The organism is Arthrobacter sp. 10L424, assembly GCF_056395325.1.
The window spans coordinates 32,099-58,849 of sequence record NZ_JBFTJH010000009.1; the positions used below are offsets into that span (position 1 = coordinate 32,099).

The window sequence follows — 26,751 nt, forward strand, 5'->3', positions numbered from 1 at the left end:
TTCAGCATGGACGCCGGTTTAGCGCCCCAGCGAGGTAAGCAGGCTGTGCGCCCAGCTCTCGGCTTTCTCGATTTCGCCGTCGCGCAGCGGCCCTTCACTTCCTTTCACGTAGAACGGCATGGGTTCGGCGATGATGTCGGCTCCGCCTGCTTTCAGGGCATGGGTGATCTTCTTGGCGGCGTCGCCGTGGATGAACATCCGGACGCGGGTGTCGAACGCCGCAGCGTTCACGCCCTTGAGGGACCCGCTGCCTAGGGCCGAGAGCAGCGAGGTGATTTTCGGCGTCGGGCGCCATCCGTTGATGGGGCTGCCCACCACCAGCAGGTCCCCCGCGGCGAGCGCCTCGGGCTTGAAGTCGCCGACCGGGACGGAACTCGCCTGCAGCCCGTCGAGTGAGCCTGCAATCGCCTCGGCGACCGATCTGGTGTTGCCGTAGGCCGAATCGTAGACAACCAGGGCTTTCATGCGGTGATCACTACCTTGAGCGCCTTCGTTTCCGCGGCCCGGGCGAAGGTGTCGTAGGCCTCCAGGAACTGGTCGAAGGTGAAGTGGTGGGTGGCGAATTTCTCCGCCGGCACCTTGTTCTGCGCCACGAGCTTGAGCAGCATCGGCGTGGTGTTGGCATTGACCAGTCCCATGCTGATGTTGATGTTCTGGATCCAGAGGTTTTCCACATGCAGCTCCACGGACTTGCCGTGCACGCCGACGTTGGCCACGTTGCCGCCGGGGCGCACAATGTCCGTGCACATGCTGAAGGTCGCGGGAATGCCGACCGCCTCGATGGCCACATCCACGCCCTGCCCGTCGGTCAGCGCGAGCACCTGTTCCTTCCAGTCGGCGTCGCTGGAGAGCACGACGTCGGTGGCGCCGAACTCGCGGGACTTCTCCAGCCGGTTCGCGTCAAGGTCGACGGCGATGATGGTGGCGGCGCCGTAGAGTCCGGCGGTGGCGATCGCGGCGAGGCCCACCGGGCCGGATCCGACGACGGCGACCGTGTCGCCGGGCTTGACGCGGCCGTACTGCACACCGATCTCGAAACCGGTGGGGAGGATGTCGGAGAGCATCACGGCCCGTTCGTCGGTGACGCCCTCAGGGAGCAGATGGAGCGAGTTCTCGGCGTAGGGGACGCGGATGTACTCAGCCTGGGTGCCGTCGATCAGGTGGCCGAACACCCAGCCGATGCCCGATGCCCCTTCTTCACCCCTGCAGTGTGAGTAGAGCCCGGTCTTGCAGTTGGCGCAGTGGCCGCAGGACTTGATGCAGGAAATGATGACGCGGTCCCCGACTTTCAGGCTGGTGACCGAGGAGCCGACCTCGGTGATGGTGCCCACGCCTTCGTGGCCGAGGATCCGGCCCTTGGTCACAGCGGGAACATCCCCCTTGAGGATATGGAGATCCGTGCCGCAGATCGTGGTGGTGTCCACCTTGACGATCACGTCGCTGGGATTCCGGATCTCCGGGTCGGGGACGTCCGTCCAGGATTTTTGGCCGGGACCGCCGTAGACGAGGGCTTTCACGCATTCTCCTTGATCCTGAGCAGGCTCGGCGGATCCACGATGCGCAGCCGGCACGGCGTCACGGAGGCGTCGATGCCGGACGACATGATCGAATGGCGGGCATGCTCGTGGAGTTCCTCGATGGCATCGGCCGTCACGCGGGCGTGGGCCAGGTCCACCACGATTTCGTACCCGGGAAGTTTGGCTGCGACGCGTCGGCAGACCACATAGAGGGCGCGGATGTTCGCGGGCGTGACGACGCCCCGCACGTCGACCCGCGCCGACTCCGCACTGGCGTCGATTCGGATGAGCACTTTGATCTTGGGATCACCGTGTGAGGGGTGGGCGTAATAGGCGCTGCTGCGGGTTCCGTGGTGCCGGTGGGTCACGTGGCATCAGAGCTCCCGTGCCCGCGAGCGGCCTGAATTGTGTAGAAATCTCTGTAAACAGTCATGCTGGCTGCGGTCTCCTGGCCTGTCCCGCAGACGCGGGGCAGCGCAGGATGCCTTTCCTTCCCCAAGGTTCGAGCGAGACCGTACAACTGTTGTAACAGGCGGTTCATCCCCCAATGACCGTGCAGGAACCGCCCAGAATCCAGCATGGAGGGTGCATGTTTCCGGTGCAAGGGGCGAAAGTCCCTTGTCCGGCGGCCACCCCGGAGCCCAGCGGCATTCCCCCGGCCCGAACCGGTGCCGCGGCGGGTCCGGATTGGCGCCGCGCGCTCAGGCACTTAGCCTGTTCCTTATGCCTGAGACACTTGCCGACCCCGTGAATGACCTCGTGCTCGCCTCGGCGCGGATTCCCGGCGGGACGGCACTGTACGACGTTCACGTGGCCGGCGGCGTGGTGTCGCGGATCGCACCCGCAGGGACGCCGGGCAACCCCGGAACCCGGGTGGTTGAGCTGGACGGCCGGTACGTCATCCCGGGGCTGTGGGATGAGCATGTCCACATGACTCAGTGGGCCCTCGCCGCCAACCGGATTGATCTCTCCGGCGCCGCCTCGGCGGGTGAGGCTGCCGACGTCGTGCGTTCCCATCTGTCCGGTCCCGGCCTTGCGGAGGAAGGCGGCGGCGGCCTGACGGTGGTGGGCGTCGGTTTCCGGGACGCCGTCTGGGCGGATGTTCCCAGTCTGGAGCTGCTCGACGGCGCCACCCGGGGCCGGCCGGCCGCGCTGCTGAGCCATGACCTGCACTGCGTCTGGCTCAACAGTGCGGCGGCTTCCCGTTACGGCGTGGCGGTGGATGCGACGGGGCTGCTGCGCGAGGAGCCGGCCTTCGAACTGACCCGTGAGCTGGGCAGGCTGCCGGACGACGTGGTGGACGCGTGGGTAGGCGAGTCGGCGCAGGCGGCGGCCGCACGCGGGATCGTGGGGATTGTCGACTTCGAAATGACGTGGAACCGCGACGTGTGGCTGCGTCGCCTGGCCGGCGGGTTCGGCTCCTTCCGGGTGGACGCCGGCGTCTACCCGCAGGACCTGGACAGGGCCATTGCGGCGGGGCTGCGGACGGGGCTGGAGGTGCCCGGCGGGGCGGGGCTGCTGCGGGTGGGTCCGCTCAAGGCGCTGATCGACGGTTCGCTGAACACCCGCACGGCGTACTGCGTGGACCCGTATCCGCACGGCGGCCGCGGACTGCTCACGGTGAGCGAGGCGGAGCTGCTGGAACTGCTGGTCCGGGCCCGGGAGTCGGGTTTTGTCCCGGCGGTGCATGCGATCGGCGACGCCGCCAACGAGGTGGCGCTGGATGCGTTTGCGGCGGCCGGGATCGCCGGTCGGATTGAGCATGCCCAGTTTGTCCGCGGCCAGGATTTCGCCCGCTTCGGCGAACTGGGCCTGACGGCGAGTGTCCAGCCCGCCCATGCCCTGGATGACCGCGATGCGGCCGACTCCAACTGGGCCGGCCGCACGGACCGGGCGTTTCCGCTGCGGTCGCTGCTGGCCGCCGGGGCAACGCTGGCGCTGGGCTCCGATGCTCCGGTGGCGCCGCTGGAGCCGTGGAGCGCAATGTCGGCGGCGACTACCCGGGCGCGGCAGGACGGGCGCGGACCTTGGCACCTGGAGCAGGCACTCACCCGGCAGGAGGCCCTAACGGCGTCAACGCGCGGGCGGGGCACGGTCCGGGCCGGGGACCCGGCTGATCTGGTGGTGCTCGACGGCGATCCGCTGGCGGTATCGGACGCTGTCTTCGCGGCGATGCCGGTGGCCGCGACACTCGTGGCCGGGCGGTTTACGTTCCGGGACGGCCTAAAGCCGGCTTAGCCGCCCTTGACGCGCGACTGGATCAGATTGGCGAACGGCAGCCGGCCGAACTCCTCCACGAACGCCGCGTGGTAGCCGGCTTCGGCCGCGTTCAGCTGCTCAACGGGCAGCTCCTTCCAGGCGATGATCAGCCTAGTGGCCGCGCCGAGCTGCCAGATCAGCCGGCCGTCCCAGTGGCCGGGCGGTTTGCCGTTGCCGAAGTCGACGAATTCCTGGATCTGCCGGCGGAGCCCGCGGTTGCCCTTGCTGCCCGATCCGGCCTTCCCTACGTAGAGGACGTCCGCGGCATCGACCCATTCGGCGGCGAGCGCATCCGTTTTTAGAGTGGGGTCCCTTTTCTTGAAGACGCCAGCCGTGCTTTTGGCCAGGTACTGCGGCCGGAAGCCCTCGGGCTGCAGCACCGCGAAGATCCCGGGTTTCTGCGGGATCCGGTTGATCTCGAGGTCCCCGACCGCCCGGAACCCGGTGAAGCCGTCCTGCTTCAGTGACTGTCTGTTGATCGGCATGGGTTCCTTGGATCGGGGCGGGGCGTTCCTTCAAAGCTTACGGAAGCGTCGGTTCTGCGGCCGCTTTAATTGTCTGAGGTAACCGATAGCTTGGATTCATGAACGGCAGGCAGGAGCCCGGCGCGGCTCCAATAGCGGCAACAGCCAAGACGGTCGCGGATGTGGTCGGGGCGCTGGCCGCTGTCCGGCCCGCCCGTGACAGTGCCGGGCTGATCAACCAGATCCGGGACCTCGAGGACGCGAAGTCCGCCGCGGCCGCGTCGCAGGCCCGCCTGACCGTCACACTCGATCTGCTCCAGCGCCGCGAACAGTCCGACGCCGGGATGCCGGTGGCGGAACTCGGGGCCGGGGTGGCCGCGCAGGTCGCCCTCGCCCGGCGGGAGTCCCCGGCGAAGGGCGGCCGGCTCCTGGGGTTGGCGAAGGCATTGGTTAAGGAGATGCCTCACACTTTGGCTGCTTTGGAGGCCGGGCAGCTCAACGAATGGCGCGCCGCCCTCCTCGTAGGGGAAACCGCCTGCCTCTCGGCGGAGGACCGGGCCGCCGTCGATGAGGAACTCGCCCCCGACACCGGGACGTTCGACGGCGCCGGGGACCGTTCGCTTATCGCTGCGGCCCGCACCGCCGCCTACCGGCGGGACCCCCGCTCGGTCACCCAGCGTGCCAGCCGCTCCGCCACCGAACGGCACGTCAGTATCCGCCCGGCCCCGGACACCATGTGCTACCTCACCGCATTGCTCCCCGTCTCGACTGGCGTCGCGATGCACGCGGCCCTTGCCCGGCATGCCGACTCCCTGCGTTCTGCCGGGGACCCCCGCACCCGCGGGCAGCTGATGGCAGACGCCCTTGTCGAGCGAACCACTCGCACCCCCGGCGGGATCACCGGCGTCGAGGTCCAGCTCGTCATTACCGACCGCACGCTCCTTCAGGGCGACAGCGAACCCGCCCGGCTCCCCGGCTACGGCATCGTCCCCGCCGGCTGGGCGCGCGAATTGCTCAACCGTGGAGGAAAATCGGGCGACGCGTGCCAGGAACCAGAGGGCGAGGCGGGGTCGGGTGTGGACAGCGCGGGAGCTGAAGGATCGGATACGGCCATGGATCCGGACCTTCGCGTCTGGCTTCGGCGGCTCTACACGGCCCCGGGCACAGGGGAACTGGTCGCGATGGACTCCCGCGCCCGGATTTTCCCGCCCGGACTTCGCCGCTTCATCCAGGTCAGGGACAACACCTGCCGGACCCCGTACTGCGACGCCCCCATCCGGCATCTGGACCACATCATCCCCTGGCACCATGGCGGGCAAACCACCCAAGCGAACGGCGCCGGGCTCTGCGAGGCCTGCAACCACACCAAAGAATCCCCCGGCTGGACCGTCAGGCCCCGGCCAGGACCCCGACACACCATCGAAGTCACCACCCCCACCGGCCACAGCTACCACTCCACCGCACCACCACCCCCGGGCACCTCGCCGCCGGCCGCCGACACCAGCCTCCACCGCCGCAGACTCCGGCACCACGCCAAAACCAGACGCCGCAGACCAAGGGTCGAAAACCCGTCGTCCACGGCATCGGCCGCTGCCTGAATCCGGCCTGAATCCTGCTGAGACAGTTACCTGGCTAGCGGCCGAACCATGCCTCCGTCAGTGACACGTCAGCCTCCAGCGTGAAGTGGCCCGCGGAGTGACCGAGCACCAGCCGGTAGCTGCCGCCGGCGGTGTGCCACTGCCCGCGATCCGTGCTGTAGGACGCCAGCAGCCGCGGATCAACCTCCAGGGCGACACTTCGCGATTCACCGGGTCCAAGGTCCACGCGTTCGAAGCCGAGCAGCCGCATCCCGGGGCCCGCAGGTCCCTCAAGGACGTAAAGCTGGGGTACGTCGGCCCCCCTCCGCGGCCCCGTGTTGGTGACCGTGAGCTCGGCCCGCACGCCGTCACGGCCCTGCACCGCGACGTCTGACACAGTCAGGTCCGCATACTCGAACCGGGTGTAGCTGAGCCCGTGGCCGAAGCGGAACAGGGGCTGTTGCCCCGTTTTCGCGAACCAGCGGTACCCGACGTCGGATCCCTCGTTGTAGTTGACCGTCGTTGGAGTCCCCCATGGCGTTCCGAGGCCCGGGAGTTCCGGCCGCGGCGTCTGGTCCAGGCCGTTCGGGAAGGTCAGCGGGAGTTTCCCGGAGGGGTTGGTGACGCCGGTGAGGATTTCGGCGATCGCCTGCCCGCCGCACTGGCCGGGGTACCAGGCCGCCAGAACGGCCCTGACCTTCGCGAGCCACGGCATCGCCACGGGGTTGCCGGTTTCGAGAACCACGACTGTGTTCGGGTTGGCGTCGGCGACGGCTTCGATCACGGCGTCCTGGCCCCACGGCAGGGACAGGTCAGCGTTGTCGTACCCCTCGCCCTCCACCCGGACGCCGAAGACAATAGCGACGTCGGAGCGTCGCGCCAGCAGCGCGGCCTCGGCCGGACTCATCCCTGGGTCGTATTCGATCGCGGCGTCGGGCAGCAGCTTCTGAAGTTCCGCCAGCGGCGAGGAGGGCAGCAGGTACAGGTTCCGCATGCTGCCCATGATGCCCGGGCCGCCGATGGTGTGGCTTTCGGCGTAGCCGCCGGGCGGCACCACGGCACTCGACCCGGCTCCGATCGGCACTCCGAGCTGGGCGTGGCCCCCAATCACCGCGATCTTGAGGGGGACACCAGCCGCGGACGGCACTGCCAGCGGGAGCACGCCGTCGTTCTTCAGCAGGACAATCCCCTGCCGCGCCGTCTCCAGGGCGATGTCTGCGTGGGCGGCCAGGTCGACGTCGGGCGTTCCCTCCCAGCAGTCGATCCCGACGTCGAAGATGGCGTAGAGGATGCGCTGCACCATCTCGGAGAGGCGTTCCTTGGGGAATTCACCCGCCGCGTAGGCCTCGCGCAGCGGGGCGGTGAAGGGCTCCTTCCCCCACATCATGACGTCGATCTGCACGCCGGATTCCTGGTCCTGGCCCTGCAGCGCGAAGTCCCAGCTCGGCGTCGCGCCCCAGTCGGACATCACCCAGCCGGGGAAGCCCCAGGCGCCTTTCAGGATGCCCTGCAGCAGGGTCTTGTTGCCGCCAGCGTAGGTGCCGTTGACCTTGTTGTAGCCCGTCATGACCGAGCCGGGCCGGGCGCGCTCGATGGCGATCTCGAACGCAAGAAGGTCGGATTCCCGGTGCGCGGCGGGGTCGATGACGGCGTCCAGCCAGTGCCGGTTGGTTTCGTTGCAGTTCAGGGAGAAGTGCTTGACCGTGGAGATCACCTGCTCGCCCTGGATGCCTTTGACCGACTCCGCGCCGAGCACACCGGTGAGCCAGGGGTCCTCGGACAGGTACTCGAAGTTCCGGCCGTTGCGCGGGTCGCGGTGCAGGTTGAGGCCGCCGGCGAGCTGGACGTTGAGTCCCTTACTCCGGGCTTCCCTGCCCACCATCTGCCCGGACCTGCGGGCGAGTTCGGGGTTGAAGGTGGCGCCCAGGGCGATCGACGCCGGGAGGGCCGTGGCGGTGTCGCCCTCCCGGTAGCCGGGGTTGGTGACGCCCAGGCTCGCGTCGCTCATGAGCAGCGCGGGGATGCCCAGCCGCGGGATACCGGGCGTGTAGCCGGCGCTCATCGGGACGCCGTCCGGGATGCGCGGATCCTTCTCCGTGAGCGTCGCGTTGGTGCCCATAACGCTGATGAGCAGTGAGAAGCGCTCCTCATCGGTCAGCTGCGCCTCAACCTCGCGGGCCCGTTCCATCGCTTCTGGGTTCACGCTTTGCCTGCCTTCGGGGTCAGCCCGCGGGCGTTGGCCGCCGCGCCGGGTTGGGGACCTGCGGATGGGTTCCATCATGCCCGGGGCGGTTCCGAGGGGCTAGGGATTCTTGTGGTTTTGATGCGGGGCAGCGGGATTCACGTGCGGCGGCTGTTAGGGCAGCGACTGCGGCACTGTTCACGTCAAGGCCGCCCCGCGTTAAACACAAGGCCTGCAGGTACCTTCGCGATCTCGCTATGAGATGGCTCGGACATTTTCATGTCCTGAACGACCCGGCGTAATCAGATGGCTACCTGCAGGCGCTTTAAGCGTACGCCCGGGTCGCGGACATGGGTAGGGCAGAGCTCCGCAGCTTCCGGACCTCTGCCCTCCGTGGGTGCCGCGACGCCTAGGGCGTTGCCCGGCGCAGCGTCAGGTAGGAGCCCACACCAAGCACTGCGCAGAAGAGCGCCGTCCAGCCGCTCACGCTCAGGGGCGTCTGAACCTCGAACCACGTTCCAACCTGCGGCCACCAGCCCTGCCAGGTGGCGAGTCCGATCAGCCCGACCAACGCAACCGCAATCAGGGTCCAGACCACCAGCATCCCGGTGGCCCGCCACCTCTTGTACACAGTGGCAAACCAGAACCCGGTCATGTAGAGGGCCAGCATCACAAGGAAATTGAACAGGATCTGGACGGCCGCCGGACTGTCCGCCGCCCAGCCCAAGAAGTACAGCTGCCCGTTCAGGCCCCAGCCGTTGGTCGCCACTTCCACCCTGCCCAGCACGAAGTACAGCAGGCTGACGGCCAGGGCCACGACGGCGAACAGCCCGGTGGTGCCGATATAGAAGGTCCGCCGGCTCACGCTCATCGCCTGCGAGAACGGGAACGTATACGTCAGTGACTGGATGCCCAGGGCCAGGAAGTACCAGACCACAGCCTGCGAAGCGCCTGAGTACCGGGTTTCCACATTGTCCGGAATCATGAGCCAGATGGCATAGGTCAGGGCAAAACTCGCGGCGATGATCAGCGCCGGGATGCCCAGGTACGTCCACTTGTTGATCAGCTGCATGCGGGCAACACTCACGGCGCGGTTCATGGCGCCACCTCCATTTCCGACGGATCCGTTGCTGTGCGTGGTTCGACGCCGGCACCCCCGGCCGGGGCGGCCATCGTCTTCCGGACCACAAGCTGCTGCAGTGACACCGGAGAGAGTTCCAGTCCGAGGTCTGCGGCCCGGGCACGGTCAGCGCTGCCCAGCCGGGCTTCGACCGTCACTGAGGCCAGGGATCCCAGCCGTTCCCGGTGCAGGACCTTGCGCCCTGCGGTGAACTCGGCGACCTTCGTCTCCTCGCCGGTGACGGTGGCGGCGGAACCGCGGATGTTCTCGGCGTCGTCGTCCAGGATGATCCGTCCGTGGTCGATCAGGAGAACGTGTTCGAGCAGGTTGGCGACCTCGTCGATGAGGTGGGAGGAAAGGACGATGGTCCGCGGGTGGCGGGAGTAGTCCTCGACAAGGCGGTCGTAGAAGATCTGCCGGGCGACGGCGTCGAGCCCCAGATATGGCTCGTCGAAGAAGGTGAGTTCGGCGCGGGCGGCGAGTCCGATGATGACGCCGACAGCGGACAGCTGGCCGCGTGAGAGTTTCTTGATGCGGCGCTTGAGCGGGAGGGTGAACTCTTCCGCCAGGCGGTCGGCGAAGTCCTGGTCCCAGTTCCGGAAGAACAGCGCCGCCGCCTTGAACGCCTGCGCGGGCGTGAAGTCTTCCGGGTACTTCTGGGATTCCCGGATGAAGCACATCCGCGAGAGGACGGCGTCGTTCTCGTAGGGGTGCTGGCCGAAGACCCTGACATCGCCGGAGGACTCCGGGTCCTGGGCGGTGAGGATGGACATCAGCGTGGTCTTGCCGGCGCCGTTGCGTCCCAGCAGGCCGTAGATCTTGCCGCCGTCGATGCGGAGGGTCACTCCGTCCACGGCCTTCGTGTCCTTGTAGCGTTTGGTGACGTCCGTCAGTTCAATCACCGGCGGCTGCGTTGGCGTATTCACCGTCCCGCGCTCCTTTCCGTTAGTACGGGATCTGAATTGCTGCGGTGGATCATGTCGGTCAGCGAATCCACGCTGATGCCGAGTTTGCGCGCCTCCCGGGTGAGCGGCTGGACGAAGTCCTGGAAGAACTCTTCCCGCCGCCGCTCCAGCAACCGGGTCCGCGCTCCGGAGGCAACGAACATGCCAATCCCCCTCTTTTTGTAAAGAATTCCCTCATCAACGAGCTTGTTGATCCCCTTGGCCGCGGTGGCGGGATTGATCCGGTAGAACGCGGCAAATTCGTTGGTGGACGGAGCCTGCGCCTCTTCCGCGAGGGCGCCGGCCACGATATCGCCCTCGATCAGTTCGGCGATCTGGAGAAAGATCGGGCGCGTTTCGTCCAGCACTGACGACCGTCCTTTCACGGAGTCCCAGGAGAGACTCGGCCTGTTGGTTCATTACTCAAGTAGCTAACCACAGAAGCCGGAGGTCCGCAAGAGGTCATCCGGCACGCGACGGCGCCGCAATCCGACGCCAAAAAACGCCGTCCCGGCCGGAAGCGTAGAGTGGAACAAGACGCCTGATTCTGGACGCCGAGCGCTGAGGGAGAAATCGTGACGATTGACTGGGACGAAAAGAAGACCCTGCTGCAGGAACCGAACATCGCCGCCGTAACGCAGCTTTGCGACGAACTGATGGAAAAGAAGCCGGGGTCGGTCGTCCCGTACATCGATCCCGTCCATGACGAGGACGAATGCCGGATCGTCAGCCTCCACATCGCACCCGGCAAGGGCACCGAATCGGGCTTCGTCTCCCACTTCAACGATGACGAAGCGGCCCGCCGCGCCACCTCCATCTACGATGCCGTCGAGCTTGACCCCCGCTACGTCATGCCGTGGAACGCCTACCCCTGGGTCCGAGACCCCGATCTCCCGTCCGCGCTGAACGTCCAGGAGAAGACCGACGGTCTGCGCCCCTTCCGCCAGTTCCTGAAGATCAACCGGCGCGTCTCCGCAGTCATCGCCCACGGCGCCGACGCCCACGCCTTCCTGACCCTGTTTGAGAAGACGTACCACTCCTCCCTGAAGAACCGCGGCGTCAAGATCTACAAGGCCACCGCCCTTGGCGGCCGCGCGTTCGCCGTCTCGGCGGCCAAGCAGGAGGAGCTCCTGGCCAAGAACGTCGAGGTCTACCAGGACGCCATGCAGCGGGCCGGGATCCAGCACCTCTGACCTGACACCGCACACACAGCGCGACGGCGGCCGCCCCGCCGCCGTCGCGATGTGTGCTCCAGTGCGATCCGCTTAGGGTCCAACGGCCCTGCCCAAGCCCCCCGGTCCTTGGTGAGCTTGAAGCGGAGTCCGGACGGCCACGGTCGCGGCTGGCTCTGTGACAACCTCGCTCTGACGGGAACCAGAAGCCCATGGCCCAGAATCCAGGCTCCAAACTGGCGATTGTCGGCGCCGGCAGCGTGGGCTCATCCCTGGCCTACGCGGCCCTGATCCGCGGCTCCGCCGGCAGCGTCGCCCTCTTTGACGTCAACACCGCCAAGGCCGAAGCCGAAGTTCTCGACCTCGCGCACGGCACCCAGTTTTCCGCCGCAGCGGCGACCGTCACCGGCGGCGGGGACATCACCGCGACGGAAGGGGCCGACGTCGTCGTCATCACCGCCGGGGCGAAGCAGGCGCCGGGCCAGACGCGCCTGGACCTGGCCGGCACCAACGTCCGCATCCTCGAACAGCTCATGCCGCAACTGCTCACGCACGCCCCGGACGCCGTCTACGTGCTGGTGACCAACCCCTGTGACGTGCTGACCGTTGCGGCGCAGAAGATCTCCGGGCTGCCCGCCGCACGTGTCTTCTCCTCCGGCACGGTCCTGGACACGTCCCGGCTGCGCTGGCTGCTGGCGCACAAGGCCGGAGTGTCCCTCACCAGCGTCCACGCCAGCATGGTGGGCGAGCACGGCGACACCGAGTTCCCCATCTGGTCCGGTGCCACGATCGGCCCCGTGCCAATCCGCCAGTGGACGGTCGACGGCGAACGTGTCTTCACACCCGAGTACCTCGCCGACACCGCCCGGGAAGTCACGCAGGCCGCCTACAAGGTGATCGCCGGCAAGGGCGCCACGAACTACGCCATCGGCCTCTCCGGAGCCCGGATCGTGGAGGCACTGCTGCGCTCGGAAAACGCCGTCCTGCCCGTCTCCACAGTGCTGGACGGCCAGTACGGGATCTCCGGGGTGGCGCTGTCATTGCCCAGCATCGTGGGAAACGGCGGGGTCCGCACGGTTCTGGATACACCCATGGACGACGGCGAACTCGCCTCCCTGCACCACTCGGCCGAGACGCTGCAGCAGAGCCTGGCGACCCTCGGGATTTAGACGGTGCGTGGCAGTTGTTCCTGCCCAGCGCCGACGGAACCCAATCCCGGCGGCGGGCGTTCGCAACGGGCAGCCTGAAGCCTTCGCGAAACTCCCCGGAGCCACGACTGCACAGACCGCACGGGCGGCTCCTTCTGGCATCACGAGATGGCGAACGCCCAGGTCCGCTCCGGAAACAACGCCAGGGCCGTCCAGCTGGGCAAGGACATCGCGGCGTCCCAGACGGGCGAGATCCAGGACATGCAGGACCTGCACGCCGCCCTGTAGCCCGGCCGCCGGCGGGCCCGTAACGCAACGTCCCCGCAACTCCCCGCGATGGCGGTTCGCATATGCTCAGCAGACAGGCTCACACTGGCTCAGCGACGAACCACCCGGGAGATATCTCATGACCAACTGGCGAATCAGGGATTTCCACTCCGCCGATCTTGACGGCATCCTGCACCTCTGGGAAACCCTCAAGGCCACTAACGTCGAGCCGGTCTACGCGCTGTCCGAGGTGCTGGCCTCCTGCGAGAAGGACCACGCCGTCGTTGCAGTCCAAGGCGACCAGGTGGTGGGCGCGGCCGTCGGACGTGCCGCCCACGACCAGGGCTGGATCGTTTTCCTGGCCACCCTCCCCGAATACCGCGGCCGCGGGATCGGCACCTCGCTGCTGGCCGCCGTCGAGAACCGGATGGCGCCGCACGGCCTGAACAAGCTCTCCGCGCTCATGCCGGAATCCGAGACCCGGGTGGAGGCGTTCCTGGGCCGCGGCTTCGTGCTCAAGAAGAACCTGCGCTATTTCGAGCGGAGAATCCCTGTGCAGCGCCAGGAGCTCGAGCCCCTCAGCCAGCTCGGCGGCCGGATCCTGGCCCGCGACCTCTGGGAAAACGTCGCCGGCATGCGGAACGAGAAGGAGCTTCTGGAGCGCCGCCTGGTCCTGCCCTTGGCCGAGGCCGACCTCGCCGACGAGTACGGTGTGGTGCCGCCGCGCGCCGTCGTCCTTTTCGGTCCTCCCGGCACCGGCAAGACCACCTTCGCCAAGGCGATCGCGTCCCGCCTCGAGTGGCCGTTCGTGGAGGTCTTCCCCTCCCGGCTGGCCTCCGACCCCAAGGGCCTCGCGGGCGCGCTGCGGGAGACTTTCCTGGAGATCGCCGAACTGGAGCACGCCGTCGTCTTTATCGACGAGGTGGAGGAGATCGCCTCCCAGCGCTCCGGCGAACCGCCGTCGCCGTTGCAGGGCGTCACCAATGAACTGCTCAAAATCATCCCAGCGTTCCGCGAACAGCCCGGCCGGCTCCTGGTCTGCGCCACCAACTTCATCCGTGCGCTGGACTCCGCGTTCCTGCGCCACGGCCGGTTCGACTACGTCATCCCCATCGGCCTGCCCGACCGCCAGGCCCGCGAAGCCATGTGGCAGCGATTCATACCCGCCACGGTCGTGGACGACGTGGACGTGGAGCTGCTGGTGGACCGGACCGAGGGCTTCTCGCCCGCGGACATCGAGTTCGCGGCCCGGAGCGCGTCCCAGCGCGCCCTGGAGAAAGCGGTGTACGACGACGGCGGGCTGGCTTCCAGCGGAAGCGTCTCCATCCGCGAGGCGGTTCGCAAGGGCCCCGCGACGCAGGACTACCTCGACGCGATCGCGGATACCCGGACGACCGTCAGCGACGAGGTCCACCAGCAGTTCCTCGAGGACATCGACGCCCTGGGCCGGGTGTAAAGGGGAGAAACCCCTGATAGGAGCCGGCCCTCCGGACGGTAATCTGTGACTCATGTCCTCCAACCCCTTCCGCCATGCCATGGCACGCATGGGCGGCCGCGATCCGCATGAGCAACACCGGGCCGCCACACCGCTTGAGCTCTTCTTCGACCTGACATTCGTGATTGCGTTCGGCGTTGCGGGCAACCAGTTTGCGCACGAAATCGCTGAAGCGCATTTCGTCCCTGGGCTCCTGGGATTCTCCTTCGCGATGTTCGCCGTCATCTGGGCATGGATCAACTTCACGTGGTTCGCCAGCGCCTATGACACTGACGACTGGATCTTCCGCGTGGTCACCATGATCCAGATCGTCGGGGTCCTGATCCTCACCATGGGTATTGAGCCCATGTTCCATTCACTGGTGGAGGGAAAACATGTCGACAACGCCGTGATTGTCGGCGGCTACGTCGTCATGCGGCTCGCGCTCGTTACCCAATGGCTCCGCGCGGCACGGCAGGATCCTGCCCGCCGCGACACCTGCCTGCGCTACGCCAAGTACCTCGCACTGGTGCAGCTCGGGTGGATCGGGGTACTCGTTGTCGAGGCCGACGTTCTCACTACGTTTGTGATGATCCTGCCCCTGATCGTGTTGGAGATGGCCACCCCTTATGCTGCCGAGCGCAAGGCCAGAACGCCGTGGCATGCCCACCACATTGCCGAGCGGTACGGACTCCTGGCCATCATCGCCCTGGGCGAATGCCTCATCGGGGCCATCGCAACCCTGCGCGCCATCGTGGGCAACCACGGCTGGAGCGTGGACGCGGCGCTGGTCGGCTTCGGCGGGACAGCCCTGGCGTTTGGCATGTGGTGGATCTACTTCCTCCTGCCGGCCGGACGCGCGCTCCACCTGCGACGGCACCAGTCGTTCCTCTTCGGCTACGGCCATATCCCGATCTTCGCGGCGATTGCCGCCACGGGCGCCGGCCTGCACGTGGCGGCCTACTACATCGACCACGAGGCGCATATCAGCGCAGCCGCGGCCGTCGCCACGATCGCTGTTCCCGTAGCCATTTTCAAGGGGTCACTGACCTTGCTGTACAGCGTGATGGTTGGTTTGGACCGGACTGTCATCGCCGTTGCCGTCGGGGTCCTCGCCGCACTGGCCGCTTCAGTTGGCCTGGCCGCAGCCGGGGTCTCGGTCGCGGTCTGCCTGCTGGCGATTGTGTTGGCGCTGGGCATTTCCATCGTCATTGATGAGAGAGGCGGCTCGGAGCGGCTCCAGCACGCCTTGGAAAGGCTCGAGGCGGGGGCTACCGCTCGTCGGCAGCCGTAGTGTCATTCCCCGCGTTGTTAGGGGTGTCTTCGTAGGAGAGGTTCTCGTAGTCGGTGTCGTCCGCTTCGTCGAGCCGATCGTCGAGCTCCGCCAGCAGCCACGGGTTGATCCGGGCCAGGATCTTCCGGATTTCCTCCACCGGAACCGCGGCGTAGAGCACCGGGCGGGCGTCGTTGTAGCGGGTGACCGGCGGCTTGTCCGGCCATTTCTCGGCCAGCGCCTTGACCCGCTCAGGCAGGGAATTGTGCGCGTTGTCGGCGATCTTCACCAGCGTGGCGTCGTGGTCGTCGGCGATGTAGCGGATGCCGGCCTGGTAATCGTCCGGGTTCTCGTGCAGGCGCTTGGTGACGCGCTCGATAATGTCCACGGCGCGCTCGGAAACGCCCATGTCCAGGAGCGCCTGCCGGGTCATCGGGGTGTCCTCGGCAATGTCGTGCAGGTAACCGGCAATCCGGATGTCGTCGTCGAAGTCCGCCAGGGCATCCCCGACGGCAATCACATGCTCCCGGTACGGCCGCTTGAGCTTGTCCTTCTGCCGGTTGTGGGCCACTTCGGCGAGGACCTTCGCCGTCTCAACGGTAAAACTCGGCTGCGTGCTGCGCGCTTCGATGAACTCTGGTTCTGACATGCTCCCAGCCTACGCGTGCGGCCCGCCAAGCCCGGGCCACACCCACGGCTCCCGAGACAGCACGCCGGGGTCAAATACTGCGACGGCGAGCTCGAGCGGCCCGCCGGGTAAACCGAGGGATGCCAGCAGCGCGTCCCGCACCTCCGTGGCCGAGTGCCCGACCGCGGCGAGGTCGGCGAGGGTGACGGCGCCGTCGCGCTTGGCCAGCCGGGCGCCGTCATCGTTCAATACCAGCGGAACATGCGCATATTCCGGAACAGGCATATTCAGCAGTGAGGCGAGATAGGCCTGCCGGGGAGTGGACGGCAGCAGGTCGTCGCCGCGGACCACCTGGTCGATACCCTGGGCGGCGTCATCGATCACGACGGCGAGGTTGTAGGCGGTCACGCCATCGTTGCGGCGGAGGACAAAGTCATCCACCACACCGGTGTAGCTGCCGTGCAGCACGTCCTGCACTGACGCCTCCGTGACGCCCGACCGGAGCCGGACCGCAGCGGGCCGGACGGTACGCTTCGCTTCCCGTTCGGCCGCGGACAGGTCGCGGCATGTGCCCGGGTAGGCTCCCTGCGGGGCGTGCGGCGCGGAGGGTGCCTCCTGGATTTCGCGGCGGGTGCAGAAGCACTCGTACGTGAGACCTGCCCCTGACAGCCGGGAAATCGCTTCCGCATAGAGGGGCCCGCGGTCGGTCTGGCGGACCACTCCCCCGTCCCACGTCACGCCGATGGCCGCGAGATCGCGGAGCTGCTCCGCCTCGGCGCCGGCCCGGGCCCGGTCCAGGTCCTCCACGCGCATCAGGAACCGCCGGCCGGTGGACCGGGCGAAGAGCCAGGCCAGGATCGCCGTGCGGAGGTTGCCGACATGGAGTTCGCCGGAGGGACTGGGGGCGAAGCGGCCGGCAGAGGTCATGTCACCAGCCTATGCGCAGCAACACAAGAGCCCCTCAGCTACCGATGACTTCGGATAACCGACGTCGGTGGCTCAGGGGCTCTTGCCGTGCCGGGCCCGGGGCGTTGCTCCGGGCCATGGCACTGCGAATTGGGAGAAATGCGAATTGGTGGAACTGCGAATGCGGTGTGCGGAATGACGATGGTGTGAACAAGAGTCAATCAGCGGGCGGGCTCCTTGCGGGAAGCCTCATCCAAGGTCCGGGTGGTGTGCCGGGGTGCTTGTAGCCTGTTCGGGATCGGCGGTGGCCTGTCCCTTTGTTGTCACAATTTCAACAGAAGCCATACAGTAGGCGCAACGGACTTGGGTTGTACTGGTCAATCTGATCAAGTCTGGCCGCAGCGACGTACAGGGAGTGGTCACATTGCAGGAACTCGACCCGACGGACCGGCGAATCCTCCTCGCCCTCGACGAAGATCCCAGGCTGCCGATCATGGTGCTGGCCCAGAAACTCGGCCTGGCGCGCGGCACGGTACAGTCGCGCCTGGAGCGAATGACGGCGTCGGGCGCCCTGCGTGCCAACAGCAGCCGGGTGCTGCCGTCGGCGCTGGGCCGGGGCGTGGCGGCGTCGGTCAGCGCCGAACTGGACCAGAGCCATCTGAACGAGGCGATTGCCGCGCTGCGGAACATCCCGGAGGTCCTCGAATGCCATGCTCCCGCCGGCGAGACGGACCTGCTGATCCGCGTCGTGGCGAAGAGCCCGGACGATCTGTACCGCGTCTCGGAGGAAATCCGGCTCTGCCCGGGCATCGTGCGGACGTCCACCAGCATGTTCCTGCGCGAGGTCATCCCCTACCGGACCACGGGGCTCCTGGGTTCCTGAAGCCCCGCCGGGCACCTGACTAGACGGGCGGGCCGATATTGGTCTTCAGGTTCTTCATCACCAGTGTCGACGTGAGCCGCTCGACGCCGGGCAGCGAGGTCAGTTCGCTGTCGTAGAACCGCTGGTAGGCGGGCAGGTCCTCGGCAATGACCTTCAGCAGGTAGTCGGGGGAACCGAACAGCCGCTGCGCCTCCACGATGTTCGGATTGTCCGCCACACGGTTCTCGAAGATCTCCATCGTGGCCCGGTCCACCTGGCGCAGCGTGACAAAGACGATCGCCTCGAACCCGAGCCCGACGGCCGCCGGATCGATGTCCGCCCGGTAGCCGCGGATGACGCCGGATGCCTCCAGGTCGCGGAGCCGCCGGTGGCAGGGCGCCACGGTCAATCCCACCTTGGCGGCGAGTGCCGTGGCCGTCATGCGGCCGTCCTCTTTGAGGTAGCGCAAAATACTTCTGTCCAAATGGTCCACCACGCAATAATCTTACCCGTTGAAGGCATTTCTCCGCGAAAACAGGGAACACTTACGGCGCAAAATTTTCTAGGCTTTTCCTGTACCCAAAATGTCAGGAGACCGCCGTGAACCCCCAGCTATTTATCGCCTTTCTGGTGGTAGCCGGCGCCCTTGCGTGCACCCCGGGGGTGGACTGGGCGTATTCCATCACCGCAGGCCTGAAGCAGCGCAGTTTCGTTCCCGCGGTCGCCGGGCTCTGCGGCGGTTATGTGCTGCATACCGTGCTCCTGGTCGCGGGCCTGGCGGCCCTGCTGACGGGGATTCCCGGCGTGCTGGGGTGGCTCACGGTGGCCGGCGCGACCTACCTTCTGTGGCTCGGCCTCACCACGATCCGGTCCTGGCGCGGCGCGAGTTTCGGCACCGCAGAGGTGCGGGCGCCGGCGAACCAGTTCCGGACCTTCCTGCAGGGCATGGGAACCAGCGGCATCAACCCGAAAGGTCTGCTGTTCTACGTGGCCTTAGTGCCGCAGTTTGTCAGCCCGGAGGCGTCCCTTCCGGTCCCGGTGCAGTCCGGACTCCTTGGCCTGACGTTTGTTCTGCTGGTTGCCGTGGTCTACACCTGCGTTGCGCTGCTGGCCCGCAAACTGCTGCACTCCCGGCCGGGGGCGGCGCGGAAAGTGACGCTCGCCAGTGGCGTCATCATGGTCGCGCTCGGCGCCGTGTTGCTGTCAGAGCAGCTGCTGCCGCTCCTGGGCCACACCCTGTCCCGCGGCTGAGGCCAGCACTGCTCGGCCAGCACCCAGCCCGTCACTTGCGCGGCATGTACCACTCGGTGAATGCCGTGGCGCGCCCGTCCCCCGTGAGCTGGATGATCCAGAGGTTGTCGTAGCTGCGGCTGTCCCCGCGGTAGTCGGTACGGCCCTGCACGAAGGCCCTCCCGCCGTCGACCCCCAGCAGGCTCCACTCGAAGGTCCAGTTCCCCGGCGCATCACCCGCGGCAATCCAGTGCTCCACGATCTGCTCCCGCCCGGTCCACGGCTCGGGATCACCTGGTCTCGTGGCATACACCGCGTCTTCTGTGAAGAGAGCCCTGATGTCCTCGGGATCGTTCGACGTCCAGGCGGCGATGTAGTGCTGCACCCAGCGCGCTGACGCATCTCTCATCCCTCGTTTCTACTCCCTGTTTCCGCGCGCCCGCAAGGGTCATGGACGCGGAACGAAACGTGTTCGCCAGGGATTCACCCGCCGTCGTCCCGGCCGTATTCGCGGTCCCAGAGCTCATGCAGTTCGGCGTCCTTCCGGATGGCCTTGACCGTCTCCAGATCGGCCGGCGGGCGGTGCTGCCATTCCCGCCGGTTCAGCGCCCTCCGCCCATCGTCCAGCAGCAGGAGGGCCCGGTCCGTCAGGGCGTCACCGCGGAGCGTAAAGTCGGTCTTCCGGCGGCGGAGGACCTCCTGCAGGGCGGCACGGGCGGCCGCATTGGCACCAAGCCTCCGCAACGAGCGTGCCCGGACCAGGAGCAGCGCGGCGGAGAGGTCATCCCCGTTGAGCAGACCTTCGGTGTCCTCCACCACGTCCGCATCCCGCCCCAGCGAAGCGGCCAGCGAACAGCGCGCCAGGGCCAGGGGCAACGACGGCGGCAGTCCGGTCAGTGCAGCGAGGGCGGCCTCCCGCTGCCCGGTCTCACGCAGCGCGTGGGACCACGCCAGGAACACCGCCTCCTCACTGAACAGGACCGGAACCTCCACCCGTTCGGCGACCGTCACCCGGGTGACGATACGGGTCAGGTAGGTGAAAGCGTACCGGTTAGCCTCGTCGTCGTTCCTGGTGAGCAGGCCCCGCTGGAGCAGTTCGGAGGCACGCAGGTGGCCGCCTTGGACATAGCTCAGCAACCCGGCCGTCAGGTAGCACAGCCCGGCCCACCCGGGCTGCGCGTGCGCCAGGGCGATCAGCCGGTCCGGGTCGGAGCTGCCGAAGATGGCAGCGTGCACGGCCTTGGCCGACTTGGACGGCGACCTGCCGCCCACCTTGCCGAGCCGGGGCGTGCCGCCCTCCACGGGCAGGGTGCCGCGGATCCGCCCCGCCAGGACACCGGTCACGCCCTCGGCCAATCCGCGGACGGGCGTCCGGATGACCGGAGCGCGGAACGGTGTAAGGTCGCGGGGGTCGCGGTACAAGGCCGGGCGCGGAGCGGAATCTCCCGGTTCGGAGCTCATGCATCCATGCTAATGGGCGTGGCCGGGCCGCGGGCAGACTAGGCCGCGGCCGAAATCCACACGCCGATCACCCACGTGCTGCCGGCGAGGCACGCGAGTCCGAACTCGACGATCATGCCCAGGCCGGTGGCTTTCAGCGCGGCCCCGCTGGAGGCCACCGCGGTGCCGAAAGCCCTGGTGCGGTGCAGTTCACTCAGCAGCAGGCCGGCGGCGAAACCGACGAACAGACCCACCACGGGGATGATAAACATCCCCACAACGCCGAAGACCAGCCCGGCCACCACGGAACGGCTGGGAATGTTGTGCTGTTTCAGTTTCCGGCCGGTCAGCACCGCACTGGCGGCCATTCCGGCCAGGACGAAGACCATGCCGATCGCGAACACCACCCAGCCGGTGGTCCCGGCGCCTCCCCAGATGGCCCACGACAGCAGGCTCAGCCCGATCAGGATGCTGCCGGGCAGTACGGGGATGACGGTGCCGGCCACGCCCACCAGGATGGCGAGGCCGCACAGGATCGTCACAACAGTCTCGGGGTTCATCGCCCCAGTCTAAGGTTCCCGGGCGGTACGGGACGGCGCCCCGACGGGCGCCGGAAGCCGGAATGCGACGACGGCGCCGTTCCCCCAAGGAAGCGGCGCCGTCGTCGTCTGTTCAGGCGTGGTTACTCGGCTTCGACCGCCGCGGCGACGGCGGCGGAAACTGCCGGTGCCACCCGCGGGTCCAGCGGGCTGGGGACGATGTAGTCGGCGGACAGGTCCTCGTCGGCCAGCTCGGCGATGGCGCGGGCAGCAGCCAGCTTCATGGCCGGCGTGATCCGGCGGGCGCCGGCGTCGAGGGCTCCGCGGAAGATCCCGGGGAACGCGAGGACGTTGTTGATCTGGTTCGGGAAGTCGCTGCGGCCCGTGGCCACAACGGCAGCGTACTGGCGTGCAACCTCCGGCAGGACCTCCGGGTCCGGATTGGACAGCGCGAACACGATCGAGTCCTGGCTCATGAGCTTGAGGTGCTCCTCCGCCAGCTTGGACGAGGACACGCCGATGAACACGTCCGCATCCAGCAGGGCCTCGGCGGGGCCGCCGGAGACGCCGCGCGGGTTGCCTTCCGCGGCCAGCTGGGCCTTCTTGCTGGCGGGGTCGGCGGCGATGTCCGCACGCTCCGTGTTGAGAACGCCGCGGGAGTCCAGCAGCACAACGTCTGTGATCCCGGCGGCGAGCAGCATCTGCGCGACGGCGATCCCGGCGGCGCCGGCGCCCGAGACCACCACGCGCAGGGTCTCGATGTCACGGCCGGTCACCTTCGCGGCGCCGGTCAGGGCGGCGAGGACCACGACGGCGGTGCCGTGCTGGTCATCGTGCATGACAGGGCAGTCGAGGGCCTCGATGAGCTTGTCCTCGAGTTCGAAGCAGCGCGGCGCCGAGACGTCCTCGAGGTTGACGGCGCCGAAGCTCGGGCGCAGCCGGACGAGGGTCTCCACAATCTCGTCGACGTCGGTGGTGTTGAGGACCAGCGGGATGGAGTCGAGCTCGCCGAAGGCCTTGAACAGGGCCGACTTGCCCTCCATCACGGGCAGCGAGGCGCTGGCGCCAATGTCGCCGAGGCCAAGGACGGCGGTGCCGTCGCTGACCACGACGACCAGGCGCTGGGCCCAGGTGAGGGTCTTGGCGAGTTCCGGGTTGGCGGCGATCGCGCGGCTGACCTGGGCAACACCCGGCGTGTAGGCGATGGAAAGGTCGCGCTTGCTGGCGAGCGGGACGGTGCTGGCGATGGAGAGCTTGCCGCCCTGGTGGGCGGCGAAAATTTCCTCGTCGCTGAGCACCGCTACGGTCTCTGCGGGGGAAGTGGCGTCGGTGGGGATGATCGTTTCAGTGGACACGTCGTTGTCTCCTGGGGCTCACCGTGGGCGCACGGCTCATGGAAGCTCAAGCACAGGCGTGCTCAAGATGGTCTGGGGAACGTCGGCAGGGACCCGAGGTTGGTGGGTCTGCGGCGAAGCTCCGGTACTGCTGACGGCTGGGCCGCTCCGGTTCTGCAATGGTAAACAAAACGTCCCGGGCTCGAAGTGTCACACGACACACTCCGGCCGCTGGTGAAACGTTTATCCAGGCATTTTGGTGAGCCGGATCACCGAAAAGTGCCGTTACTGCCGAGTAAAAAATCAGATTGGTCTAGACCGGTTACGCGGCGGGACGGCTGGATGTCAGCAGCGCGCAGGCCTTTTTGAGGCCTTCCTCGGCTTCGAAGAGCGAAAGACGGCGGCAGCGGACGGACTGGACCAGTCCAGTGACGGTCAGCAGCAGGACCCGGGAGACGGCGGCGTCGCCGCTCACGGCAGTGACGGCCTTCTCGGCCGTGGAGTCGATCTCGCGGAGCAGCTTCGTCGTGTCTGTGTCCTTGGTGTAGACGGCCTTGTTCAGGCACTGCTCCACCGCCGGCTGCATAAGGCGCATGTGGAAGATTTCCATCACGACGCCGACGGTCGCCTGGGCTGGAACGTCGCCCGCGGCATTCCCCGCTGCCGGTTTCGCTGAGCGTCCCGCGGGCCTCTTCGCCGGCGCGGCGGACGTGCCCGCGGCTGGAGCGGCCGGCGAGTTGGCTGCGTGCAGTTCGGTGAGCTGCTTGCGGTAGAGCGCCAGCACCAGCTGGGTGGCGGAGGGAAAGTAGCGGTACAGGGTGCCCAGGGGAACGTCGGCCTTGGCGGCGACTTCGGAGAGGACCACGGAGTCCAGGCCCTTGCGGGCGAACCCGGCGGCGACGTCGAGGATCCGGGTGTAGCGGAGCCGTTGCCGGGGCAGGGTGGGCGGCGGGGCCATCGGAGGAAGTTCTGAGTGGAATTCAGGCATCAGCAGCGTTCCGGGGTCGGTTTTCTCGGCAGAGGTGAGGGATCCCCCACAGCGCTGCCGCGGCAATTGCCGTCAACTATACGCCACGCTCCCGGGCGCCAATCCAGTCACTGGCAGCGCTGGAAGTACCCGGACGGGGCCTCCCCGGCCGCAGGTTCGGGCCTATTCAACGCCCTTGATTTTGACCACGAACACGGCCCCCAGCAGCCCGATCACCGCGGCCGCCACATACAGCGAAACGTAGCCGCCCCACATCGTCACGAAGGGGAAGGCGATGAGCGGGGCGAGGACCTGGGGCAGGGAATTGGCGATGTTGAGGACGCCCAGGTCCTTGCCCCGGTTTAGCGCCGCCGGGAGCACCTGCGTGATGAGGGCGAAGTCCACCGCTAGGTAGCAGCCGAAACCGATGCCCAGCACCGAGGCGCCCAGCAGGGCGCCGGTCCAGTTCGGCGCGAATGCGAGGATCAACGAGGCCACCGCAATGACCACCGAGGAGATGATCACGAGCGGCTTCCGCTTTCCCATCCGGTCGCTCAGCCGGCCGCCGATCACACTGGTGATGATCACCATCACCGCGTACAGCCCGGTCAGGATCAGCACGCCGAGCTCCGGCGCGATGCCTTGGGTCTCTTCGAGGTGGACGGCGTCCTTGAGGAAGAACAGCAGGTAGAGGGTGACCATGTGGTTGCCGATGTTCACCAGGAGCCGGGTCAGCCAGGCCCAGGCGAAGTCCGGGTAGAGCACCGGGGAAATCCAGAAGCCCCTGGCGAAGCCGGCCAGACTGAACGGCGGGCGCGCCCCCGCGGGGAGCGGGACGTCGTCGTTCCTGAAGAAATACAGCACGACGCCGGCCAGCAGCGCCACGGCGCAGACCAGATAGCCGACGGCGAAGTTCCCTGTCACCGCCGCGGCGATCACCGCGCCGGCAAGGATGCCGACCGTCTGTCCCATGGCGGCCAGGCCACCCACCGTGCCGCGCTGGGCCACCGGAACGCGGTCCGGGATGGCGGCGGTGATGGCGGCATAGGCCCCGTTGCAGCCGGCCTGGACGAGGCACCAGAGCAGGGTCATGACGGCCACGTTCGGCGCACCCGCCAGCGCAATCAGGGCCGCGGCGCCGAGGACGGCCCCGAAGAGGACCCACGGGACCCTGCGGCCCCGGCGGGACGTCGTGCGGTCGCTGAAAGCGCCGAACAGGGGGTTGGCCACGAGTGACACCGCCGCACCGGCACCCGTCACGAGGGCGAGGATCGCTTCCTTGTCGCCTTCGCTGAACGCTGCGGCCTGCTGGCCGAGGAGCACCTGGATCGGGCCGAAGAATGCCGCGTTGATGCCCAGGTTGACGAGGACGACGCCGGCAATCCAGACCGGGCGGACGGCCCGTTCGGGTTCGGCGAGCGCCACCGCCGTCGTGCTTTCGGCGGCGAGACTGGCGCGGGCAGGGTCCGGTGCTGCTCCGGGCGTATCGGACAGGCTCATGGAATTCGGTTCCCCCCGGAAACGGATGACGCAGACTGAAGATCAGTGTGGAGCCAGACTATCGTGGGGATCACGATCCGCCCCGTATGGATGGATAGGTTTCAGATCCGTCGCAGTATTGTCAGAGGCATCTGCGAAACTCCACTCGGTAGTGAACGCACATCATCCATTCCTGGGGGGAATAAATCTTGCTGTCAGAATCATCAGGCAACGCCACTCGTACGAAGGCCGTCGGGCTGGCAATTGCCACCGTCTTGGCGCTCTCCGGCTGCACCGCTGGATCGGCCAACGACGGGAAGAAAGTCGCCGAAGCAGCAACGGACTCCGCCGTCGACCAGGCAGTTGTTGTCCGCGTTATTGACGGAGACACCTTCGAGGCAGCCATCGACGGCGAGCAAAAGACAATCCGATTGTTGAATGTGGACACGCCAGAAACCAAGGATCCTAAGAGCCCTGTCGAATGCATGGGTCCGGAGGCCACGAAGGCTCTTGAGGAACTCCTGCCAGTCGGTTCCAAGGTCAGGCTGGAACTGGACAAAGAACCCCTGGATAAATACGGCCGCACTCTCGCCGGCGTGTTCGACTCAGGTGGAAAGCTGGTGAACGCAGAGATCGCCCGGTTGGGCTTTGGAGTTCCCGTTCTCTTCGAACCCAACAGGAAGTTCCATCCGCCGGTCGTCGCGGCCTTCGAAGATGCCCAGACTAGAGGTGTCGGCCTCAATTCGGCTGACGTTCCCTGCTTGCCCGCCCAACAAATCGAGCTGGCCGCCGAGGCTGTGGAAACGATCGTTGCGGCACCGCTTGCTGATGTTACCGCCGACCTCGACAAGAGCCACGCTGGGCTGGTCGTCGCGTTGGCCACGATTGCCGCGCTGAAAGCCGCAGCGAATGCCAAGAACCACGTCCAGTGGGCCGCTTACAAGCCGGCTCAACTGACGGCAATGGTGAGCAGGTTGGATTCGGCCACCAAGGACGGTACGGCACGGCAGACTGCAATCGGAGCTAAGAAGACAGCTCTCGCAGATGCCGCAGCCGCCGAGGCTGCCCGCCAGGCAGCGGAAGCCTCGGCTGCAGCTGCGGCCGCCGCCGAGGCTGAGCGGCTACGAAAACTGCCCGCTCCGGCCCCCTATGTTCCGCCAGCGTACGTCCCGCCTGCTTACGTGCCCCCGGCCTACGTACCCCCGGCGGCTCCGGCCCCCGCCCCCAACCCCTACCCGGGATACAACGGTCCTCGTTGCTATGCCCCGGGAGGCAAGAGCTGGACGCCATGTAGCAAGAAGTAGTTTGGACACGGGATTCCTAAAGAATCCCATTGTCCCCCTGACAGGGTCGCATAAGAACCAGGAGAACCGATGGCCGCATCCGCCGTTAATACCGCCGACCTCTTCGACGAACGCGGCGAGGAGCTTGACTCCGTGGCCCTGCAGTTCCAGTCGCTGGGCGGCCACACGCACTTCAGCGGCCCGGTGCGGACCATCCGCTGCTTCGAGGACAACGCCCTGGTGAAGTCCACCCTCGCCACACCCGGCGACGGCGCGGTCCTTGTCGTGGATGGCGGCGGATCGCTGCGCACGGCGCTGATGGGGGACCTGATCGCTGCGAGCGCCGCGGCTAACGGCTGGGCCGGCGTCGTCATTAACGGTGCCATCCGGGACCGGACGGCAATCGCCGGGCTGCCGCTCGGGGTGAAGGCGCTGGGGAGCAACCCGCGCAAGAGCGCCAAGACCGGTGCCGGCGAGGCCGACGTCGAACTGGAGATCGACGGCGTCGTCCTCCGGCCCGGCGCGATGATGTGGTGCGATCCGGACGGGATCCTGGTCGAGCGGTAAGTCCGTGGCGTCACGGCAGGCAGCTTTTCGATGTGCCTGCCGATGCGGATCTGCGGAGTCACGGGGAATGTGCGGGGTTGAGCGGCCAAAAGAGTGCGCCGCGTGACGTTCCCGGTTCA

General features: G+C 67.2%; 27 protein-coding genes. 10 read left to right on the plus strand and 17 right to left on the minus strand.

The features are described 5' to 3' along the window. Positions 1-18 precede the first annotated feature (18 nt). Genes AC1DC5_RS14885 through AC1DC5_RS14895 form a run of 3 tightly spaced genes read right to left on the minus strand, consistent with a single transcriptional unit; the run spans position 19 to position 1,885 of the window. Positions 19-465, minus strand: a complete 447-nt coding sequence (locus AC1DC5_RS14885; protein WP_476865666.1) for a flavodoxin family protein — start codon at positions 463-465, stop codon at positions 19-21. Then, complete coding sequence (locus AC1DC5_RS14890; RefSeq protein ID WP_476865667.1) at positions 462-1,517, minus strand: zinc-dependent alcohol dehydrogenase family protein; 1,056 nt, start codon at positions 1,515-1,517, stop codon at positions 462-464. Before AC1DC5_RS14890 ends, AC1DC5_RS14885 begins: the two co-directional genes overlap by 4 nt. After that, positions 1,514-1,885 carry a hypothetical protein gene (locus AC1DC5_RS14895; RefSeq protein ID WP_441405179.1) on the minus strand — a complete coding sequence of 124 codons (372 nt, stop codon included), beginning with the start codon at positions 1,883-1,885 and terminating at the stop codon, positions 1,514-1,516. Before AC1DC5_RS14895 ends, AC1DC5_RS14890 begins: the two co-directional genes overlap by 4 nt. 355 nt (positions 1,886-2,240) lie before the next feature. Between AC1DC5_RS14895 and AC1DC5_RS14900 the strand changes: the two genes are divergently transcribed. Further along, a complete protein-coding gene (locus AC1DC5_RS14900; RefSeq protein ID WP_476865668.1) occupies positions 2,241-3,755 on the plus strand; it encodes an amidohydrolase in 1,515 nt (504 codons plus the stop codon). On the opposite strand, the gene AC1DC5_RS14905 is transcribed toward AC1DC5_RS14900, so the two are convergent. Continuing rightward, the gene (locus tag AC1DC5_RS14905; protein WP_476865669.1) at positions 3,752-4,261 is read right to left on the minus strand and encodes a hypothetical protein; all 510 of its coding nucleotides are present in this window, start codon (positions 4,259-4,261) and stop codon (positions 3,752-3,754) included. The two genes, AC1DC5_RS14900 and AC1DC5_RS14905, sit on opposite strands and share 4 nt — an antisense overlap. A gap of 98 nt (positions 4,262-4,359) precedes the next feature. On the opposite strand from AC1DC5_RS14905, the gene AC1DC5_RS14910 reads away from it, so the two are divergent. Further along, positions 4,360-5,838 (plus strand): HNH endonuclease, encoded by a 1,479-nt coding sequence (locus tag AC1DC5_RS14910; protein ID WP_476865670.1) that lies wholly within the window; start codon positions 4,360-4,362, stop codon positions 5,836-5,838. A 34-nt stretch (positions 5,839-5,872) separates the two neighbouring features. Here the strand turns inward: AC1DC5_RS14910 and AC1DC5_RS14915 are convergent, their stop codons facing one another. The 4 genes from AC1DC5_RS14915 to AC1DC5_RS14930 all read right to left on the minus strand — a co-directional run bounded on the left by AC1DC5_RS14915 (position 5,873) and on the right by AC1DC5_RS14930 (position 10,431). Beyond that, positions 5,873-8,020 carry a glycoside hydrolase family 3 C-terminal domain-containing protein gene (locus AC1DC5_RS14915; RefSeq protein WP_476865671.1) on the minus strand — a complete coding sequence of 716 codons (2,148 nt, stop codon included), beginning with the start codon at positions 8,018-8,020 and terminating at the stop codon, positions 5,873-5,875. A gap of 388 nt (positions 8,021-8,408) precedes the next feature. Further along, positions 8,409-9,098: a hypothetical protein gene (locus AC1DC5_RS14920; protein ID WP_476865672.1), complete on the minus strand. Its 690-nt coding sequence runs from the start codon at positions 9,096-9,098 to the stop codon at positions 8,409-8,411. Further along, positions 9,095-10,045 (minus strand): ABC transporter ATP-binding protein, encoded by a 951-nt coding sequence (locus AC1DC5_RS14925; RefSeq protein ID WP_476865673.1) that lies wholly within the window; start codon positions 10,043-10,045, stop codon positions 9,095-9,097. The genes AC1DC5_RS14920 and AC1DC5_RS14925 overlap by 4 nt, the downstream gene beginning before the upstream one ends. Continuing rightward, entirely contained in the window at positions 10,042-10,431 is a 390-nt protein-coding gene (locus AC1DC5_RS14930) for a GntR family transcriptional regulator (protein WP_476865674.1), read from the minus strand. The genes AC1DC5_RS14925 and AC1DC5_RS14930 overlap by 4 nt, the downstream gene beginning before the upstream one ends. A 207-nt stretch (positions 10,432-10,638) precedes the next feature. Here AC1DC5_RS14930 and AC1DC5_RS14935 point away from each other — a divergent pair, with 207 nt between their 5' ends. The 4 genes from AC1DC5_RS14935 to AC1DC5_RS14950 all read left to right on the plus strand — a co-directional run bounded on the left by AC1DC5_RS14935 (position 10,639) and on the right by AC1DC5_RS14950 (position 15,418). Continuing rightward, positions 10,639-11,256 carry a uracil-DNA glycosylase family protein gene (locus AC1DC5_RS14935; RefSeq protein ID WP_441405187.1) on the plus strand — a complete coding sequence of 206 codons (618 nt, stop codon included), beginning with the start codon at positions 10,639-10,641 and terminating at the stop codon, positions 11,254-11,256. 191 nt (positions 11,257-11,447) lie between these two features. Further along, positions 11,448-12,404 (plus strand): L-lactate dehydrogenase, encoded by a 957-nt coding sequence (locus tag AC1DC5_RS14940; RefSeq protein ID WP_476865675.1) that lies wholly within the window; start codon positions 11,448-11,450, stop codon positions 12,402-12,404. A 385-nt stretch (positions 12,405-12,789) separates the two neighbouring features. Next, the gene (locus tag AC1DC5_RS14945; RefSeq protein WP_441405193.1) at positions 12,790-14,106 is read left to right on the plus strand and encodes an ATP-binding protein; all 1,317 of its coding nucleotides are present in this window, start codon (positions 12,790-12,792) and stop codon (positions 14,104-14,106) included. Positions 14,107-14,158: 52 nt separating this feature from the next. Beyond that, positions 14,159-15,418, plus strand: coding sequence for a low temperature requirement protein A (locus AC1DC5_RS14950; RefSeq protein WP_476865676.1), 1,260 nt, complete (start codon positions 14,159-14,161; stop codon positions 15,416-15,418). On the opposite strand, the gene AC1DC5_RS14955 is transcribed toward AC1DC5_RS14950, so the two are convergent. After that, the gene (locus AC1DC5_RS14955; protein WP_476865677.1) at positions 15,396-16,046 is read right to left on the minus strand and encodes an HD domain-containing protein; all 651 of its coding nucleotides are present in this window, start codon (positions 16,044-16,046) and stop codon (positions 15,396-15,398) included. The genes AC1DC5_RS14950 and AC1DC5_RS14955 overlap by 23 nt on opposite strands. Positions 16,047-16,055: 9 nt before the next feature. After that, positions 16,056-16,952 (minus strand): tRNA glutamyl-Q(34) synthetase GluQRS, encoded by an 897-nt coding sequence (gene gluQRS / locus AC1DC5_RS14960; protein WP_476865678.1) that lies wholly within the window; start codon positions 16,950-16,952, stop codon positions 16,056-16,058. Between the two features lie 403 nt (positions 16,953-17,355). Between gluQRS and AC1DC5_RS14965 the strand changes: the two genes are divergently transcribed. Continuing rightward, positions 17,356-17,814, plus strand: a complete 459-nt coding sequence (locus tag AC1DC5_RS14965; RefSeq protein ID WP_441405197.1) for an Lrp/AsnC family transcriptional regulator — start codon at positions 17,356-17,358, stop codon at positions 17,812-17,814. 19 nt (positions 17,815-17,833) lie between these two features. On the opposite strand, the gene AC1DC5_RS14970 is transcribed toward AC1DC5_RS14965, so the two are convergent. Beyond that, positions 17,834-18,289, minus strand: a complete 456-nt coding sequence (locus tag AC1DC5_RS14970; RefSeq protein ID WP_224047918.1) for an Lrp/AsnC family transcriptional regulator — start codon at positions 18,287-18,289, stop codon at positions 17,834-17,836. A gap of 104 nt (positions 18,290-18,393) precedes the next feature. Between AC1DC5_RS14970 and AC1DC5_RS14975 the strand changes: the two genes are divergently transcribed. Next, positions 18,394-19,044, plus strand: coding sequence for a LysE family translocator (locus tag AC1DC5_RS14975; protein ID WP_441405198.1), 651 nt, complete (start codon positions 18,394-18,396; stop codon positions 19,042-19,044). Between the two features lie 31 nt (positions 19,045-19,075). On the opposite strand, the gene AC1DC5_RS14980 is transcribed toward AC1DC5_RS14975, so the two are convergent. The 6 genes from AC1DC5_RS14980 to AC1DC5_RS15005 form a co-directional block, all read right to left on the minus strand. Further along, the gene (locus tag AC1DC5_RS14980) at positions 19,076-19,432 is read right to left on the minus strand and encodes a nuclear transport factor 2 family protein (RefSeq protein WP_441405199.1); all 357 of its coding nucleotides are present in this window, start codon (positions 19,430-19,432) and stop codon (positions 19,076-19,078) included. 74 nt (positions 19,433-19,506) lie between these two features. After that, entirely contained in the window at positions 19,507-20,484 is a 978-nt protein-coding gene (locus AC1DC5_RS14985) for a hypothetical protein (RefSeq protein WP_476865679.1), read from the minus strand. Positions 20,485-20,522: 38 nt separating this feature from the next. Further along, entirely contained in the window at positions 20,523-21,023 is a 501-nt protein-coding gene (locus AC1DC5_RS14990) for a DUF456 domain-containing protein (RefSeq protein WP_441405201.1), read from the minus strand. 122 nt (positions 21,024-21,145) lie between these two features. Further along, on the minus strand, positions 21,146-22,339 hold the full coding sequence (locus AC1DC5_RS14995; protein ID WP_476865743.1) for an NAD(P)-dependent malic enzyme: 1,194 nt from the start codon (positions 22,337-22,339) through the stop codon (positions 21,146-21,148). Between the two features lie 319 nt (positions 22,340-22,658). Beyond that, positions 22,659-23,294, minus strand: coding sequence for a TetR/AcrR family transcriptional regulator (locus AC1DC5_RS15000; RefSeq protein WP_441405203.1), 636 nt, complete (start codon positions 23,292-23,294; stop codon positions 22,659-22,661). Positions 23,295-23,486: 192 nt separating this feature from the next. Next, the gene (locus AC1DC5_RS15005; RefSeq protein WP_476865680.1) at positions 23,487-24,803 is read right to left on the minus strand and encodes an MFS transporter; all 1,317 of its coding nucleotides are present in this window, start codon (positions 24,801-24,803) and stop codon (positions 23,487-23,489) included. Positions 24,804-24,991: 188 nt separating this feature from the next. Here AC1DC5_RS15005 and AC1DC5_RS15010 point away from each other — a divergent pair, with 188 nt between their 5' ends. Both AC1DC5_RS15010 and rraA read left to right on the plus strand, forming a co-directional pair. Beyond that, a complete protein-coding gene (locus tag AC1DC5_RS15010) occupies positions 24,992-26,086 on the plus strand; it encodes a thermonuclease family protein (protein ID WP_476865681.1) in 1,095 nt (364 codons plus the stop codon). 69 nt (positions 26,087-26,155) lie between these two features. After that, a complete protein-coding gene (rraA, locus tag AC1DC5_RS15015; protein WP_476865682.1) occupies positions 26,156-26,632 on the plus strand; it encodes a ribonuclease E activity regulator RraA in 477 nt (158 codons plus the stop codon). The last annotated feature ends 119 nt before the right edge of the window (positions 26,633-26,751 follow it).